We start from the raw sequence: 15373 nt of genomic DNA, 5'->3' as shown, positions 1-15373 counted from the left end.
GTGACTATCCCTTGACCGCGCCGGCCGTCAGGCCCTGGACGAGGTAACGTTGAATGAGCAGGAAGAACAGCCCGGCCGGAATGAGTGCCATGACGCCCGCCGCCATCATCTGACCGAAATCGACCGAGAATTTGGAAACGAAGGTCAAGAGCCCGACCGGGAAGGTGGCCGCCTGGTTGCCGTTGATCAGCATCAGGGCAAAGAGCAGCTCGCTCCAGGCTGCGGTGAAAACGAAGCCGAGCGTTGCCGCAATGCCGGGCAAGGTCAGCGGCAGGATGATCTGCCGGAAGGCGATGAATTGCGTTGCGCCGTCGATCATCGCGGCTTCTTCTAGTTCCTTCGGAATGCCGTCGAAGAATGACTGCATCAGGAAGGTCGCGAAGGGCACGTTGAAGGCCGTGTAGACAATCACCAGGCCGGTCAGGCTGTTTGTCAGGTGCAGAGGCGAGAGGATCTTGAAGATCGGCGCCACCAGCATGACCAGCGGAAACATCTGCGTCAGCAGCATGAGCGCCACGATCCAGTATTTGCCCCGAAAATCGAAGCGGGACAGCGCATAGCCGGCCAATGACGCGCAGATCGTCACGGCAATGGCGGTAGAGGCCGAGACGATCACGCTGTTTTTGAAGAACGTCGGAAAATCGCTGTGCTCCAGCACGAACGCGTAGTGCTCCCAGGTCGTGCGCGAAGGCCACATCCGCACCCCCTCGGTATAGAGGAGGTCGTTCGGCGTCAGCGAAACTTTCAACAGCCAGAACAGCGGAAACAGGGCGAATACGATGTAGACGAGGATAGCGAGCCGATGGGCGATGATGGGCAGGAAAGATCGTCTCATGGGCCTAGTCCTTGTTCAGCAATGTCTGCCGGAGCAGAATGATCACCATCGAATAGGCGAGCAACAGCACCAGCAGCACCAGCGCGATGGCCGACGCATAACCAAAATCCAGCCGCTTGAAGGCCTGGGTGAAGATGTAGCTGGCGACGATCTGCGTACGATCAGCAGGGCCACCGCCGGTCATGACGACGATGAGGTCAGCGAAATTGGAGACCCAGACCGTTCGCAGCAGGACGGTGATGGCGATGGTCGGTGCCAGGAATGGAAGCGTGATCGATTGGAACCGCTGGAACCAGCTGGCCCCATCGATGGAGGCCGCCTCGTAGAGATCGCGCGGGATTGCCTGCAGCGCGGCCAGAAGCGTGATCGCGAAAAACGGAATCCCCCACCAGACATTGGCAACGATCGGCCCCCACATCGCATAATGCGGGTTGGACAGGATGTTGTCGGGCTGATCCATCAGGCCGAGTGCGAACAGCCAATGCGGGATCGGTCCGATCACCGGATTGAAGAGCCAGGCCCAGTTGAGACCGGCCAGAAAGGAGGGCACGGCCCAGGGCAGGAACACCAGGGCCTGAACGAGGCCACGCCCCCAGAATGGCTTGTCCAGCAGCAGGGCAAGGATCAGCCCGAAGGCAAATTGCAGGACGACCGATGCGCCGGTCCACCACAGGGTGTTTCTCAGCGCGCCGTAAAAGGCTGCATCTTTGGAAAGATCGCGAAAGTGATCGAGGCCGATGAAGCCGCCGGAAAACGGTTTCAGCAGCTGGACATCCCGGAAGGCATAAGAGACGCCAATCACCAGCGGCACCAGCATGACGGCGACGATCAGGATCAGTGCCGGTGCACTGTAGAGATAGGGTTCCGAGGCATCGGCGAGCCGCTTTTTCCAGGGCCTGCGGTCTCGACGCCTGTCATCGGTATAGGCGGTCATGGTCATCGGCCAAAGGTCCGTTCAGGTTTGCAGCGGCAATGCGGCTGGCAACAGTGTGTGCGAAAACGGCGACGGATTGCTCCGTCGCCGCATCAAGCCCTATTTCTTGGAGAGAAATTTCTGCTGCGCCTTGGTCAGATAGTCGGCCCATTGATCAGCAAGATCCTTGGCGGAGATATCGCCCAGCAAAGCCTGCTGCGAGGTCTTGATGGCCAGCGAATCCTTGAAGAAGGCAAATTCCTCCAGATAGGTCGGCATGACAGTCGGCACCGTGTTCTTGTCGGCCAGTTCCTCGAACCAGCCCTTGAACTGGTCACCGGCATAGAACGGATCCTTCTCTGCCGATGTATAGGCCGGCAGCGCACCGATCTTCTTGTTCCATTCGAGGTTGCCTTCCTGGCCCTCGAGGGTGGCGATCAGCTTCCAGGACAGGTCCTTGTTCTGGGTGGTCGCAAACATCGACCAGCCAGCATAGCCGATCGTCGGGAAAGACTTGCCGGACGGTCCCTTCGGCAAGGGCGCGACGCCGAAATCGTCCTTGCTCATGCGCTCGGCAACGGCGATCAGTGCATCCGGATCCTGGTCGAGGAAGGCGCAGGTGCCCGAATAGAAGCCGGCTACGACCTCATTGAAGCCCCAGTTGACGCTATCCTTTGGCACATATCCCTTCTTGTAGAGATCGACCATCCACTCGATGCCCTTGGCCCAGCCTTCGTCGTTCATGGTCGACGTGCCGTCCGGCTTGAAATACGTGTTGTCGCCCGCCATGGAGGCCGCAAAGATCATCCAGCCATTAAGGCCGCCGGGGCCGCCGCGCATGCAGTAGCCGTATTTTCCGGGGATCTTCGAGACCGCCGCGGAGGCTTTGACGAAATCGTCCATGGTCTTCGGTGGCTCGGAAATGCCGGCCTGTGCCAACAGCTTCTTGTTGTAGAACATCGCGCGCAGGTAGAAGCCGTAGGGTAGCATGTAGGCGGTGTTCTTGACGTCCCGGCCGAGTTCCAGCGCACGTGGCGTCAGTTCCTTGGTGTGCTCCCATTTCGCCAGATAGGGCTCGAGGCTTTCGAGCATACCGTTATTGCCATAGAGCGACAGCCAGGTATCCGGCATCTCCATGACATCGGGCGTATCGCCGGCCGAGACCATCGTTGCGAATTTCTGGAAGGCTTCGTTCCAGGGCAGCGAAATGATATCGACCTTTGTACCGGGGTTGGCCGCTTCGAACTTGCCAACGAGCGATTTGAGCGTCTCGGTACGCTCGGGGCTGGTGATGACTTCGACGAGCTTGAGTGTCGTATCGGCGAACGCGGTTCCCGCCATCATCGCGGTAAAGAGTGCCGCTGTTATCAGTCTATTCATGCTATTCCCCCTTTTCGGTTTTTCTTCCTGTTGATGGTTCCTACGAGGCTGCAGCGATTGCTTCCTCGATATCTCTCCACAAGGCCTGGGTTCCTTCGAGACCGACATGCAGGCGGACGGACCGCGCGCTGATCCCGAAGGTGTGCGCGGAATTGGGCTGGGCCTTCTGCTGCAGGACGACTTCGCCGGGCACGATGAGGCTCTCGTGGCCACCCCAGCTCACGCCCAGCTTGAAAAGCCTGAGATGGTCGGAGAAGGCCCGGATATCGACGCCCTCGCGGAAAATGAAAGAGAACAGGCCGGACGTGCCGTTGAGGCCTGCCGGCAATCGGTTGGCAAGGCCGGGATGGCAGACCTCCTCGACGACGTCGAGGTTCTGCAGCCGTCTGGCGATCGTCATGGCTGCGGCTTCGTGCGCCTTCATGCGCAGCGGTAATGTGCGCATGCCGCGGATGAGCAACCAGGCATCGAAAGGCGAAAGCTTGCCGCCGAGATAGGGGTAGGCCTCGGCCTTTATCCTTGCGATCAGCGCCTTCGAGCCCGCGACAACGCCAGCGACGACATCGCTATGGCCGCCGAGATATTTGGAGGCGGAATGAATGACCAGATCGACGCCCAGCGTCAGCGGCTGCTGGAAAAAGGGGCTGGCCCAGCTGTTGTCGATCATCGAAACGACACCGTGCTGCCTGGCGAGCGTTGCAAGGGCGCCGACGTCGTGGGCTTCCATCACCCAGCTGGTCGGGCTTTCCATGTAGAATACCTTGGCGCCCGGAAGCGCCTTTGCGACGGCCTCCTCGTCGCGACCATCGACATAGGTCACCTCGACCTTCATGCGCTTGAGGATCGTGCCGAACAGGCGAAAGGCATCGGGGTAGATATGCTTGACGGCGACGATCCGGTCGCCCGGTTCGACGAATGTGAGCACGGCTGACGAGATCGCCGACATGCCGCTGGCAAATCCGAGCGCATCCTCGGCCGCCTCGAGCTTGGCCAGCATCTCCTCGAACATCCGGACCGTCGGGTTCAGGCCGCGGGTGTAGATGGGCCGGACCTTTTCGCCGCGATAGGAGGCGATCATATCGTCGTAATCGGAGAAGGTGAAAAGCGATGTCTGGAAGATCGGAGGCACCACCGCTTCGGCATAATTGCCTTCGTCATGAGCGGTAATCAGTGATGCGAGATCGAATGGCCCGAGCTCTGCGGTCATTTTGACATTTCCTTGATGTCTTCCTCGACGACGTCGAGAATCTTCAATGTTTCGAGGCGCGCTGCCTCCGGATCCTGTGCCACGATCGCGTTGAACAGGGTGCGGTGGAACGGAAACGACCGACGCGCAAAGTCTTCCCGGTCGAAAGGATGGGTCCAGAAGCGCTCGAAGGTGCCACGCATCTGCTCCAGCAACTGCTTGAATAGTGGATTGTGGGTGGCGTCATAGACGGCGAGGTGAAACGCCAGGTCTTCGGGGCCGGAGGCGCCCTTGGCGATGTGGACGCGCTCCATCTCGTCGAGCTTTTCCTCGATGATCGCAAGATCTTCCGGAGTGCGCTTCCTGGCAGCCACCATCCCAGCTTCGCATTCGATACCGCGCCGAACCTCGAGTGTCTGCAACAGGACGTCGCGCAAATGCGTGGTGTCCATTGACAGCGGCATATGGATCGTTGCCTTGGAAACCGGCTTCAGCAGGTAGGTGCCACTCCCCTTGCGCGTCTCTACGACCCCAAGCGCCTGGAAGTGGGTCATGACCTCGCGAATGGTCGAGCGACCGACGGACAAGGCACCCATCATCTCGCGCTCGGTCGGCAGTTGGTCGCCGGATTGGAGGTTGGTTTTCTCTATGAAATCGGACAACGCATCGATGACCTGGCGCGTCCGATCCTGAGTAGGCAATGGTGTCAGCAAACGTTCGTTCCCTCGTTGCCGATAGATTGGTCTGACATCTGCTATCAGGTCAATCTTTTTTTCGTGCGACCCGCGGAAAGCCACAGCAATAGAAATTCGTCGTCCGCTGAGAGGCGAACGCGGAAGTATTGCGGGATGAACGGTCGGCGCGATAATCGATCAGACAACGATCACGCCGATTGCCTCAGCTCTCCAGCCAGACGCGTGATGCGATGTATCCGTTGCTGAGATCGTTGCCGACGTCCGGTACGAAGCCCTTCAGGGCGGGGCTCGACGCATTCAGGTAGTTGTTGAACACGGGAATGATCGAACCCGACTCGTCGCGCACGAGGAGTGCCATATCACGGTACATCTCCTTGCGCTTCGCTTCGTCTGCTTCGGCCCGTGCGGCCAGCAGCAGCGTGTCGAATTTCGCATTGTCGAACTTCGACTCGTTGCTTGCTGATTTCGAATAGAATTCGAGCGAATAGATCAGGTCCTGCGTCAGGCGCGTTCCGAAAAACGAGACGCAGAAAGGCTTGTTGCGCCAGACGCCGCTCCAGTAGCCGTCCGTCGGAACGCGGTTGACGGCGACCTTGATGCCGGCCTTCGCCGCGCCATCCCGCAGGATGACCGCCATATCGACGCCGCCCTGCATGACGTCGGCAGCATAGATTGGAACGGCCCCGTCGAAACCGGATTTCTTGTAGTGGAAGGCAGCCTTCTCCGGATCGAATTCACGCTGCGGAATGTCGCCGGGAAACATGTCGAAGGCAGCATTCACAGGAAAGTCGTTGCCGAGCGTCCCGTATCCACCAAGGACCTGCTTCAGCAGAAATTTGCGATCGATGGCGTATTTCAAGGCAAGGCGAAGATCGACGTTGTCGAACGGTTTCTGGTCGACCAGCATGGGCATCGTATAGTGGCTGCGCCCGGGCGTGTTGTGAATGGTGATATTCTTCATTCGCCCCAGCAGTGGGATCGTATTGGGGTTGATTGCATTGATGAAATGAACCTGCCCCGAGGCCAGAGCGGCCGTTCGCGCCGATACGTCGGCAATCGCCAGGATCTCGACACTGTCGACCCAGCCACGGTTGGGATGCCAGTCGTCCTTGTTCTTCTCAAGCAGGATTTGGACGCCGGGATTGTTGCGGACGATCTTGAAGGGACCGGTGCCGATACCGGCATTGGGATCGCCCCTGCCACCGTTCGGCTGGATGACGAGGTTGTAGACGCTGAAGATCAGCGGCAGGTCGCGGTTTTGCTCGGTCAGCGTCACGACGACATTCTCGCCCGAAGCCTCTACGGACTTGATGCTGGCGAGGTAGCCGAGCGCGCCTGATTTGGAGGCTTTGTCGCTGTGGCGGCGCAGCGTCTCGACGACGTCCTCGACTTTCAGCGCATCGCCATTATGAAAGCGCACGTTCTTCCGGATCTTGAACGACCAGGTCGTTCCGCCATCGGTCGTCTCCCATGATTCAGCCAGAGCCGGAACCGCCTTGCCGGTCGTCGGGTCGGTCTCGACCAGGGTATCGCCCCAGCTGCGGGCCAGCACAAATTGCAGGGCGCTGATGTAGCTTGCGGGGTCGAGTGCATCGGTCGACGCGCCGCCGTTCATGGCGATCTTCAGATGGCCGCCGCTCTTGGGTGTTGCAGCCTGTGCAAATGCGCCGCTGCCCGTAAACATCAATGCGGCGCCTGCGAGCGAACCCTGCAAGACGGTACGCCTAGTCACGCCTTCGGCAGACTGAACCGTCGAAAGGGGGTCCCGGTTCTCATTTCCAAACTTCGACGTCATTCGGCATCCCCTTTTCGATAAAGTGCACAACGGACGGATCATCTCTAGACGAGCAGCTTCCATAGACACTAATGTCCATTTTAACGGCTCGTCAATCCTGCATTTCGCCAGAACTTTATCCGGCGCATGGGCTATTTGATAATGAGCGAAGATGAAACTACGGGTGCAGGCATGAGTAGCAGCAACACCAGGGTAAAGGCCGATGCCCCAGAGAGGGTTGGCCGCACGACGAAGGAGGAATGGCTCGACCTGTCCATCCAGGCGCTGATCAGCGACGGGATAGATCGTGTCAAGGTTCAGATCATTGCCAAGACACTCGGCGTGTCCCGCTCGAGCTTCTATTTCTTCTTCAAGAACACCAAGGACCTTCACGCCCAGATGCTCGATTTGTGGCTCCGCAAGAACACGGGCCCGATCATCGAGCGTGCCATGCGACCGGCAGACACGATAACGCAGGCAATCCTCAACGTCTTCGAATGCTGGGTGGACGCCAGCCTTTTCGACTTCCAGCTCGATATGGCGGTGCGGTTTTGGGCTAAGCGTTCCTCGTCCGTGAACGCCGTGGTGGTACAGGCAGACGATCAGCGCGTAGACGCTTTACAGAAGATGTTCATTCGCCACGGCTACCCCGCCAAGGAAGCTCTTGTTAGGGCACGGGTCCTCTATTTCACGCAGATCGGTCACTATGCGCTCGATGTACCGGAGAGCATGAAGGTCAGGTTTACCTATGTGGAATCCTACGTCCTGGCGTTCAGCGGACAGCATGTGACGGAGGATGAGATGGAGGCCTTCAGGCGGTTCGCTCGTCGCTTTCACCCGGACGTCTGAGCAGCCGAGCGGCTAGGCAGAGAGAAATTCAAGCCTTGAAATTCATAGACATTAGTGTCCATTATTGGCAGGTTGGAAATAGAGAACGTTGCCCGCCAACATGGAAAGGACCGGACCCATGCAAAGCCATTACCGAGTTGCCATTATCGGTGGCGGGGTTGTCGGCGCCTCTGTGGCCTATCATCTGGCGAAGCTCGGCTGGACGGATGTGGCGCTCTTCGAGCGGAACGTACTGACGGCGGGATCGAGCTGGCATGCGGCGGGTGGCTTTCACGCCCTCAATGCCGATCCCAATATCGCTGCGCTGCAATCCTACACGATCGACCTTCTGTCGGAGATAGAGGCTGAATCGGGCCAGAATATCGGCATGCACATGACCGGCGGCATTTCCATTGCGTCCGCTCCCGAACGCTGGGAATGGCTGCAATCCACTTACCGCGTCTTCCAGACCATGGGCATATCCGACGTCCACCTCGTCGGCCCCGAAGAGATCAAGAAGCTTTGCCCGATCGTCAGTATCGAAGGCGTGCTGGGTGGCCTGTATGCCGGGCGCGAGGGGCATATCGACCCGTCGGGCGTTGTGCATGCCTATGCACGCAGCGCCAAAAAACGCGGCGCCACGATCATCGAGCACAACCGGGTGCTGGAACTGACGCAACGTCCCGACAAATCCTGGAACGTCGTCACGGAAAAAGGAACCGTGATCGCCGAGCATGTGGTGAATGCAGGCGGTCTCTGGGCCAAGCAGATCGGCCGCATGGCCGGCATCGACCTGCCGGTGACGCCGATGGAGCATCACTATCTGGTCACGGAGTCTATCCCGGAAATTGCGGCTCTCGACCACGAACTGCCGATGATCGTCGATCTCGAAGGCTTCACCTACATGCGACAGGAGCAGAAAGGCCTGCTACTGGGGATATACGAGACCGACTACCGGCACTGGAACATGGACGGCGCGCCATGGGATTTCGGCATTGAGCTTATTCAGGAGGATACGGACCGCATTGCCAGCGAGCTGACACTCGGCTTCGAGCGTTTCCCGTGCCTGCAGACGGCAGGCATCAAGCGATGGGTCAACGGCGCCTTCACCTTTTCTCCGGACGGCAACCCGCTTGTCGGGCCGGTGCGCGGCGTGCCGAACTACTGGGTTGCCTGCGGTGTGATGGCGGGCTTCCTGCAGGGCGGCGGCGTCGGCAAGTCGCTGGCCGAGTGGATGGTGCACGGCGAGCCCGAGGCGGACATCTTCGGTATGGATATCGCCCGGTACGGCGATTTCGCCTCCAACCGCGAATATATTCGCCAGACGACAGGACAGTTCTACTCGCGCCGCTTCGTCATGAGCTACCCGAACGAGCAATTGCCGGCCGGAAGACCGTTGCGCACGCCACCCGCGTTCGACGCGATGACTGCGGCCGGCGCCCGCTGGGGCAGCAGCTGGGGCCTTGAAATCCCGCTTTATTTCGCCGACCCCGACTTCGTCGAAAAACCAAGCCTCAAGCGCTCCAACGCAGATGCCATCATCGGCGCCGAAGTCGCTGCCGTCCGCCAGAAAGCGGGGCTCCTGGATACGTCTGCTTTCTCGCGCTACCGGGTATCGGGTCCGGGCGCGCAGGGCTGGCTCGACAGGACCTTCGCATGTCGCCTGCCCAAACCGGGGCAGGCAAGGCTTGCACCGATGCTCTCGGACAGCGGCAAGCTGAAGGGCGACCTGACGCTGTTCAACTGGGGCGATGGCAGCTGGTGGATCATGGGCTCCTATTACCTCAGGCACTGGCACATGCGCTGGTTCGAGAGCCATCTTTCCTGCGACGTGACCGTAGATGACATCTCGGACGACTTCACCGGTTTCGCGCTATCCGGTCCCGCCTCCCGGGAGATCCTGCAAAGTCTCACCCATCAAAATATAGCGCGCTCCGCGCTGCCTTTCATGGGCTGCGATACAATCGATATCGGCCTTATTCGGGCCCGGGTGGCAAGGCTCTCGATTACCGGCGAACTGGGCTACGAGATCAACTGCCGGGCCTTCGAACACGCCACGCTCCGCCGCATCCTGCTGGACGCTGGCAAAGATGCCGGCCTTCGCGAGATCGGCTATGGCGCGACAAATGCCCTGCGTCTGGAGAAAAGCTTCGGCATCTGGTCGCGCGAATTTACCCAGGCCTACACGCCTTCAATGACCGGGCTGGAGCGCTTCATAGCGTTCGACAAGGGTGATTTCGTCGGCCGGGAGGCGGCGCTGGCGGAGCGTAACGCCGGTGGAGCTGCCAGGGTGCTCGTCACGCTCGAAGTCGACGCGACCGATGCCGATGCCAGCGGCTACGAACCGGTCTGGAAGGAAGACAGCCTGATCGGCTACATCACCTCCGGCGGCTACGTCCATACACTTGGAAAGAGCATCGCCCTTGCCCTCGTCGATCGGCAGTTTGCAGCCGAAGGCATGAAGCTTGTGGTCCACGTCGTCGGGCAGCCCCGCGCGGCGCGGATCATTCCCAACTCGCCTTACGATCCAGCCGGGCGCGCGATGCGCAGCTGATGCACACACCCCGGCTAACGAGCGAATGACAGGCATACGTGAAGGTGGAGCAAAAAATGATGGACTGGTCGTCCTACCTCGATCAAGAGCAGTCTCGTTTTATCGACGAACTCACGGAGTTCGTGCGCATTCCGTCCGTTTCGGCCAAGCCGGAAAACACGAGCGATGTCTATCGCGCCGCCGAATGGGTCGTCTCCCGCCTCAAGGCGGCAGGTGTCGAAAAGGCCGAGGTGATGCCGACCAAAGGGCACCCCGTCGTCTATGGCGAATGGCTGGATGCGGGTCCGGGAAAGCCGACAGTATTGATCTACGGTCATTTCGACGTACAGCCTGCCGAACCGCTGGATCTCTGGGACAACCCTCCCTTCGAGCCGACGCTGAGAGACGGCAAGCTTTGGGGACGTGGCGTATCCGACGACAAGGGTGGCATGCTGACCCCGATCCTCGCGGTCGAAGCCATGCTGAAGACCACCAACACCCTGCCAGTGAATGTGAAATTCCTGTTCGAAGGCGAGGAAGAGGTCGGCTCGGCTTCGCTGCGGGCATTCATCGCGGAGAACGCTGCGCGTCTTGAGGCCGACATGGCGTTTTCGGCCGACGGCCTGCAATGGGCACCGGACCAGCCGCAGATCATGCAGGCGATGAAGGGAACGCTGGCTTTTGAAATTAAGGTCACCGGGCCGAAGGCAGACCAGCACTCCGGCTTGCACGGCGGCGGGATAGCCAACCCGGCCATGGCACTGGCGCAGATCCTGTCAACGATGAAATCACCGGATGGGCTGGTGACGGTCGAAGGTTTCTACGATGACGTCGTTCCCCTGACGCAGGAAATGCGGAACGCCATAGCCTTGTTGCCCTACGACGAGCATGACTATCTCGACGCAACGGGCGCCCCTTCGACCCACGGGGAGCCCGGCTACTCCGTGCTGGAGCGCATCGGTGCACGGCCTATGCTGGATGTGAATGGCCTGACATCCGGCTGGCAGGGCGAAGGCGCAAAGACCGTCCTGCCTGCCTCAGCCAGTGCCAAGCTCACCTGCCGGATCGTTCATGCACAATCGTCGGAGAAACTTACGGAGGCGATCCGCAAGCATGTCGAAGCCCATTGCCCGCCGGGGGTTGCCGTGGAGTTCTCCGCGACCGAGCGGGAAGCCCGCGCTTTCAGCATTCCGGACATCCACCCTGCAAGCGTACTGGCAGGGGATGTGCTCGAGGAAGTCTATGGTAAGGCCCCCTACCGTATCTGGGCCGGTGGCTCGATCCCGGCATTCTCGCCATTTGTCGATATTCTGGGGCTACATGCGGTCATGCTCGGCTTTTCCCACGGCGACGAGAACCTGCATGCCCCTAATGAATTCTTCCGCCTCGACGTTTTTCGCCGAGGCCAGCAAGTCTATGGGCGGCTTTTTGAGAAAGCCCAGAACTGGACCCGATCTTCTTCGTAAAACAGGCAAACGTGGGGGCGAACTTGCATCGCCTTTGCCTACATGGCGGCGTCAAGTTTCTGCTTCCATGCTCCGCTCGCCAGTTCCTTGTTTACAAAAGCATCGACAGCCGCCTTCAACTCAGGATCTTTGCGCAACAAATAGGCGTTTTGAAAGTGCGTGAAAGGCTCCTTGACTGCCGCCGGGCAAAGGACGCCGCTGTGTAATTTCGATTGCAGGTCGGCTTCAATTCCGTCCGTTACCATGACATCGGCCTTGCCGGCAGCAATCTCATCGAAAATCATTTTGTTGTCGGGAAGAACGTCAATCGCGGCTTTGGTAAAGTGCTCATGGGCGAATTTGTCATTGGTGCCGCCGGCATTGACGATCACCCTCACCGAAGGCTGGTCGATGGCTTCGATCGTCGTGTATTTGTCCTTGTCGGCGCAACGAGCGATGGGTCGCTTGCCGTCGCTGACGTTTGGCAACGAAAAGTCGCCCACCTCGGCGCGTGCCGGATTGACGGTAATGCCGCCCACGGCAACGTCGAACTGGCCCGCCTTGAAGTCGTCCAGCATGGTTTTCCAGGTGGTCGTCACGAATTCCACCTTGACGCCGAGGCTTGCCGCCAGGTCCTTTGCCATGGAAATATCGGCACCGACCAGCGCGCCATCCGCACCCTTGTAGCTGAACGGCTTATAGTCGCCCGTCGTACCTACCTTGAGCACACCAGCCTGCCTGATGGCAGCCAATGCACCATCCTGCGCATGGCAAACAGGCGCCGCCGCCATCAGGCCGACAAAAGCCATCGCAATCGAAAACTTCATAAAATATCTCTTCCCATCAATTTTGGTGCTCGAGCAAAGAGGTCGGCACCTGATGACGGATGACGATGCAAGATTCATTCCAATCAATGAAGGGAATGGTCTGTCACCCTGTTGCATCACATGTAGGTAGCCCCCTACCCCACCCTCCTGCGCTATCCCATCAAGACGGCCGCTTGGCGACGAGGTCGATCTCGATGCGGGCGTTGTAGGCGAGGCCCGTCACGCCAACGCATGTTCTGGCGGGAAGGCGGCCTTCTGGAAAATAGCTGCGATAAACCTCGTTCATGGCGGCATAGTCGTCGTCAAAATGCGTCAGGTAGATGCGCGCCATCGCAATGTGCTCCAGACCGAGACCGAGGCCGGAGAGGACGGTGAGCAGATTTGCCATGACGTTGCGTGTCTGGGCCTCGATGCCCTCCGGTAGCTGGCCGGGCGTTTCCGGCGTGTCGGGCATCTGCCCTGTTACGTACACCGTGCCATCGACTTCGACGGCATGGCTAAACGGTGCAACGGGCTTGGGGCCGCCGGCTATCATGTGGAACTGCATGATCGATTTCCTTTATCCTTGAAGACTTTGAAATTTATACCTTGAAGAGGGATTTCCTGATGATTGCATGGACAGCCCAGTTGCCGTCGACGACCTGTGTCACGCCGAAATCGACCCCTGCAGACATCAGAGCGATCGCCTCGTCTTCCGTAAGTCCCTTGCTTTCCATGAGAAAACGCCGGGCTTTTCGGAACGCGTCCTTCATCGCCAGATCGAGCGAAGAGTTTGCGTAGACCTCTCCCTGTCCCTTCTTGCCGAATTCCGCGAGGTAGTTCGGGTGGCTGAAACCGATCAAAATCCATTCCGTCGGCGTTTCGAGCAAGGGATAGCTCAACTCCACAAAGAGCTCGCCCTTCTTGTGCAGGATGACGGTGACGTCGCCGGTCATCGAGCACTCGATGGCTGTCCCGCCAAGTTCGCCATCGCCCTGCGCCGCATGGGGATCGCCGATCGACAACAGCGCACCCGGCACCGATACCGGCAGGTAGACGGCGGATCCTTGGCCGAGCCGCCAATTGTCGAGATTGCCGCCGAAATAGGAGGGTGGCACGGAATCGACCAGCTCCGCTTCGCGTGGTGCCACTGCGATTACGCCGAAATGCGGCCTGAGCGGGATGCGGACGCCCTCCAGAACAGGCGAGCAAATCTCGACCGAGCTTCGATCGACCGGAACGCCCGGATAATCATAGGTTCGGTGAACGACCCCGAAGGGATCGGCCTGCGGCTGCCAGAGATAGGAATACAGCGCCTCGGCATAGCCTTCGTCTGCGAAGACTTCGTAGATCGTGATATTTTCACGCGCTTTGGGCTCCTGAATGAACTCGTTATAATGGTAACCCCACCAGGCAGCGACGCTGCTGCCGAAAGCTCGTCCTTCATAGCCGGGGCTGTTGGACGGTCGTGGCGAAATCGAATTGATGCGGACCTCGATGACGTCGCCCGGCTCCGCGTCCTTCACATAGATCGGCCCCGTGCAGATATGGACCCCGAAGCCTTCGCCCGCACCGCGGCCGTAAATCGAGGCGTCGATCGGACCCGCACCCCGGCGATCTACGGACTTTTTCTGGGCAGTCCAGTAAAACACGTCCTCGGCCCCCGCATCCCCGTGGATCATCAGTTCCGGCGCGTCGGAGGCGTGCTGCGTCAACGTCTGGATTTCAACGGTATCGCCCGAGCGGATCTCGAGGACAGGCGGCAGCGCCCGGCTGAAATAGCCCCAGTGCACGGTCGCAGCAGAGGCGGCGAGAACGTGATGGACCGATGAGCCTGCCTCGGCCTCGCTGCCATCGCTATCGGCAAATGCATCGCCCGTGTCGATAGATCGTTGCTGGAGCCGCTTGGCGACCAGCGCGCTCAACGGCCAGCCACGCTGCTCTGCATTCGTGTTGGCAGCCAGCTTCTCCAGGTGCCGGCTGCGAAATGCGCCCGGCGGCAGGCCGAAGCGCTCCTTGAACAGACGGTTGAAATTGGCTGCATCTCCGAAACCGCAGCTATAGGCGATTTCGGCAATCGGCAGACGGATCTCGCCGGGGGCGACGAGCGCTGCCCTCGCACGCTGGAGACGGCGTTCACGAATATAGTTGCTAACGCTTTCGCCGTTCTGCAAGAACAGCTTTTGCAGGTAGCGTTCCGAAATGCCTTCGAGGCGCGCAATGCGCAGTGCGGTCAATTCCGGCTCGTGAAGATGGCGCTCGATACCCAGCGTGACGCGATGAAATAGCGCCGCTGAACCGGGGCTTGCGGCGGCGTCATGTGTCTCGGCCTGCAGGACGATGGCGACAAACAGATCCGCAAGGGCGCCTTCGAGCGATCGCCATTCCAACTCCGAAACGCTATCCATCTCGCCAGCGGCCGTCTCGACAGTCTTTATGAATATTGCCGCAATCCCTGTGGCCACGTAATGCCGCGGCGCCTTCAAGGTCTGCAGGCCGGCCTTGTGGCCGGGAAACAGGCTGTCCGCAATGGAAAGAACGATCATCCGGGCGCTCTTGCGAAGGCATAGCTGCCACTCGCCGACAGCCGGCACGATCACCAGACTACCAGCCTCGATCAACAGCGTCTCGCTGCCGAGCCGCATCTCAAGGCTTTCGTCGAGGGAGATCAGTGCAATCGGGCCGCCGGGTCGCCGGACGAGCGGGGACAACGTCTGGTCGCCGGCGGTCAGGCGCGCCAGGAGCAACGACTGACGATCGCCCCTCAGCGAGGCCGTGGCAAAGCTTTCCAGCCCCTGATCGGCAGCATCGGATCTAAGGCCGAACTCGGACAGGATATCCTGCCACGCCCCTTTTCGAGAGCGTGTCGGATAGGCTTCGCTGAGAAATTGCCTAATGGTCATCCCTTGATCTGCAGTGGCGGCAGGGTCTGCAACAGCCCCCGCCTGGATCCCTTCGGATCCATATTGCACATGCGA

Annotated in this window: 12 protein-coding genes; 3 read left to right on the top strand and 9 right to left on the bottom strand. The window is 59.7% G+C overall.

What is annotated here, in order from left to right; translation table 11 throughout:
• Window positions 1–4: 4 nt before the first annotated feature.
• The 6 genes from J5274_RS20670 to J5274_RS20645 all read right to left on the bottom strand — a co-directional run bounded on the left by J5274_RS20670 (window position 5) and on the right by J5274_RS20645 (window position 6804).
• Window positions 5–835 carry a carbohydrate ABC transporter permease gene (locus tag J5274_RS20670; protein WP_142830929.1) on the bottom strand — a complete coding sequence of 277 codons (831 nt, stop codon included), beginning with the start codon at window positions 833–835 and terminating at the stop codon, window positions 5–7.
• A 4-nt stretch (window positions 836–839) separates the two neighbouring features.
• Window positions 840–1775, bottom strand: coding sequence for a carbohydrate ABC transporter permease (locus tag J5274_RS20665; RefSeq protein ID WP_142830927.1), 936 nt, complete (start codon window positions 1773–1775; stop codon window positions 840–842).
• A gap of 93 nt (window positions 1776–1868) precedes the next feature.
• Window positions 1869–3128: a sugar ABC transporter substrate-binding protein gene (locus J5274_RS20660; RefSeq protein WP_219275616.1), complete on the bottom strand. Its 1260-nt coding sequence runs from the start codon at window positions 3126–3128 to the stop codon at window positions 1869–1871.
• A 40-nt stretch (window positions 3129–3168) separates the two neighbouring features.
• Entirely contained in the window at window positions 3169–4335 is a 1167-nt protein-coding gene (locus J5274_RS20655; protein WP_219275615.1) for a PLP-dependent transferase, read from the bottom strand.
• Entirely contained in the window at window positions 4332–5027 is a 696-nt protein-coding gene (locus J5274_RS20650) for a FadR/GntR family transcriptional regulator (RefSeq protein ID WP_143123140.1), read from the bottom strand. Before J5274_RS20650 ends, J5274_RS20655 begins: the two co-directional genes overlap by 4 nt.
• Window positions 5028–5211: 184 nt before the next feature.
• Entirely contained in the window at window positions 5212–6804 is a 1593-nt protein-coding gene (locus J5274_RS20645; RefSeq protein WP_142830919.1) for an ABC transporter substrate-binding protein, read from the bottom strand.
• A 171-nt stretch (window positions 6805–6975) separates the two neighbouring features.
• Here J5274_RS20645 and J5274_RS20640 point away from each other — a divergent pair, with 171 nt between their 5' ends.
• The 3 genes from J5274_RS20640 to J5274_RS20630 all read left to right on the top strand — a co-directional run bounded on the left by J5274_RS20640 (window position 6976) and on the right by J5274_RS20630 (window position 11610).
• The gene (locus J5274_RS20640) at window positions 6976–7632 is read left to right on the top strand and encodes a TetR/AcrR family transcriptional regulator (RefSeq protein WP_142830917.1); all 657 of its coding nucleotides are present in this window, start codon (window positions 6976–6978) and stop codon (window positions 7630–7632) included.
• 118 nt (window positions 7633–7750) lie between these two features.
• The gene (locus tag J5274_RS20635) at window positions 7751–10165 is read left to right on the top strand and encodes an FAD-dependent oxidoreductase (protein ID WP_219258346.1); all 2415 of its coding nucleotides are present in this window, start codon (window positions 7751–7753) and stop codon (window positions 10163–10165) included.
• 56 nt (window positions 10166–10221) lie between these two features.
• On the top strand, window positions 10222–11610 hold the full coding sequence (locus tag J5274_RS20630) for a dipeptidase (RefSeq protein ID WP_209187744.1): 1389 nt from the start codon (window positions 10222–10224) through the stop codon (window positions 11608–11610).
• A 38-nt stretch (window positions 11611–11648) separates the two neighbouring features.
• Here the strand turns inward: J5274_RS20630 and J5274_RS20625 are convergent, their stop codons facing one another.
• From J5274_RS20625 to J5274_RS20615, 3 genes are all read right to left on the bottom strand, one after another.
• Window positions 11649–12416, bottom strand: a complete 768-nt coding sequence (locus tag J5274_RS20625; protein ID WP_374113761.1) for a transporter substrate-binding domain-containing protein — start codon at window positions 12414–12416, stop codon at window positions 11649–11651.
• A gap of 160 nt (window positions 12417–12576) precedes the next feature.
• A complete protein-coding gene (locus J5274_RS20620) occupies window positions 12577–12963 on the bottom strand; it encodes a RidA family protein (RefSeq protein ID WP_209187743.1) in 387 nt (128 codons plus the stop codon).
• A gap of 34 nt (window positions 12964–12997) precedes the next feature.
• On the bottom strand, window positions 12998–15298 hold the full coding sequence (locus J5274_RS20615) for an acetamidase/formamidase family protein (RefSeq protein ID WP_219275614.1): 2301 nt from the start codon (window positions 15296–15298) through the stop codon (window positions 12998–13000).
• Window positions 15299–15373 lie beyond the last annotated feature (75 nt).

Origin of the sequence: Rhizobium sp. L51/94 (genome assembly GCF_019355555.1) — a bacterium.
GTDB classification, from domain to species: Bacteria; Pseudomonadota; Alphaproteobacteria; order Rhizobiales; family Rhizobiaceae; genus Rhizobium; species Rhizobium rhododendri.
This window is presented reverse-complemented; position numbering and strand designations above follow the sequence as displayed.

What these genes read in the sequence shown, in the direction of transcription:
- J5274_RS20630 (WP_209187744.1), top strand. Translation starts at nt 10,222, where the DNA reads ATGATGGACTGGTCGTCCTACCTCGATCAAGAGCAGTCTCGTTTTATC.
- J5274_RS20670 (WP_142830929.1), bottom strand. Translation starts at nt 835, where the DNA reads ATGAGACGATCTTTCCTGCCCATCATCGCCCATCGGCTCGCTATCCTC.
- J5274_RS20665 (WP_142830927.1), bottom strand. Translation starts at nt 1,775, where the DNA reads ATGACCATGACCGCCTATACCGATGACAGGCGTCGAGACCGCAGGCCC.
- J5274_RS20640 (WP_142830917.1), top strand. Translation starts at nt 6,976, where the DNA reads ATGAGTAGCAGCAACACCAGGGTAAAGGCCGATGCCCCAGAGAGGGTT.
- J5274_RS20660 (WP_219275616.1), bottom strand. Translation starts at nt 3,128, where the DNA reads ATGAATAGACTGATAACAGCGGCACTCTTTACCGCGATGATGGCGGGA.
- J5274_RS20635 (WP_219258346.1), top strand. Translation starts at nt 7,751, where the DNA reads ATGCAAAGCCATTACCGAGTTGCCATTATCGGTGGCGGGGTTGTCGGC.
- J5274_RS20625 (WP_374113761.1), bottom strand. Translation starts at nt 12,416, where the DNA reads ATGAAGTTTTCGATTGCGATGGCTTTTGTCGGCCTGATGGCGGCGGCG.
- J5274_RS20655 (WP_219275615.1), bottom strand. Translation starts at nt 4,335, where the DNA reads ATGACCGCAGAGCTCGGGCCATTCGATCTCGCATCACTGATTACCGCT.
- J5274_RS20615 (WP_219275614.1), bottom strand. Translation starts at nt 15,298, where the DNA reads ATGACCATTAGGCAATTTCTCAGCGAAGCCTATCCGACACGCTCTCGA.
- J5274_RS20645 (WP_142830919.1), bottom strand. Translation starts at nt 6,804, where the DNA reads ATGACGTCGAAGTTTGGAAATGAGAACCGGGACCCCCTTTCGACGGTT.
- J5274_RS20620 (WP_209187743.1), bottom strand. Translation starts at nt 12,963, where the DNA reads ATGCAGTTCCACATGATAGCCGGCGGCCCCAAGCCCGTTGCACCGTTT.